Below are 675 nucleotides of genomic sequence, written 5' to 3'. Positions count from 1 at the left end.
ATAAATGGCGGAGGAAGAGGGATTCGAACCCCCGCGGGCTTTAACACCCCTGTCGGTTTTCAAGACCGATCCCTTCAGCCGGACTTGGGTATTCCTCCGTATATTTATAACAAATGTAACTTATATGGTAGCGGCGGAGGGAGTCGAACCCACGACCTCACGGGTATGAACCGTACGCTCTAGCCAGCTGAGCTACACCGCCATATTATTCGTTACAATTATTTAATTTANCCACGACCTCACGGGTATGAACCGTACGCTCTAGCCAGCTGAGCTACACCGCCATATTATTCGTTACAATTATTTAATTTAATTGGTGGAGCCTAGCGGGATCGAACCGCTGACCTCCTGCGTGCAAGGCAGGCGCTCTCCCAGCTGAGCTAAGGCCCCATAAATGGTCGGGAAGACAGGATTCGAACCTGCGACCCCTTGGTCCCAAACCAAGTGCTCTACCAAGCTGAGCTACTTCCCGTTTATGGCGCGCCCGAGAGGAGTCGAACCCCTAACCTTTTGATCCGTAGTCAAACGCTCTATCCAATTGAGCTACGGGCGCTTTATATGGAGCGGAAGACGAGGTTCGAACTCGCGACCCCCACCTTGGCAAGGTGGTGTTCTACCACTGAACTACTTCCGCTTATTAAAATGAGCCATGAAGGACTCGAACCTTCGACCCTC

At 51.6% G+C, this 675-nt stretch carries 6 tRNA genes; all 6 read right to left on the bottom strand.

Annotation, left to right across the window (positions count from 1 at the left end):
* Positions 1 to 5 precede the first annotated feature (5 nt).
* A tRNA-Ser gene (locus tag ACOZIR_RS28400) sits at positions 6 to 98 on the bottom strand.
* Between the two features lie 27 nt (positions 99 to 125).
* Positions 126 to 202: transfer RNA gene (locus ACOZIR_RS28395), tRNA-Met, on the bottom strand.
* A gap of 112 nt (positions 203 to 314) precedes the next feature.
* A tRNA-Ala gene (locus tag ACOZIR_RS28390) sits at positions 315 to 390 on the bottom strand.
* Between the two features lie 5 nt (positions 391 to 395).
* Positions 396 to 472 (bottom strand) — tRNA-Pro (locus ACOZIR_RS28385).
* 4 nt (positions 473 to 476) lie between these two features.
* Positions 477 to 553, bottom strand: a tRNA-Arg gene (locus ACOZIR_RS28380).
* A gap of 6 nt (positions 554 to 559) precedes the next feature.
* Positions 560 to 634 (bottom strand) — tRNA-Gly (locus tag ACOZIR_RS28375).
* Positions 635 to 675: the final 41 nt, after the last annotated feature.

The organism is Priestia sp. D3YE.R1 (genome assembly GCF_049199565.1).
GTDB classification, from domain to species: Bacteria; Bacillota; Bacilli; order Bacillales; family Bacillaceae_H; genus Priestia; species Priestia aryabhattai.
The sequence above is the reverse complement of the archived record's forward strand: the minus strand, read 5'-3'. Positions and strand labels throughout refer to the sequence as shown.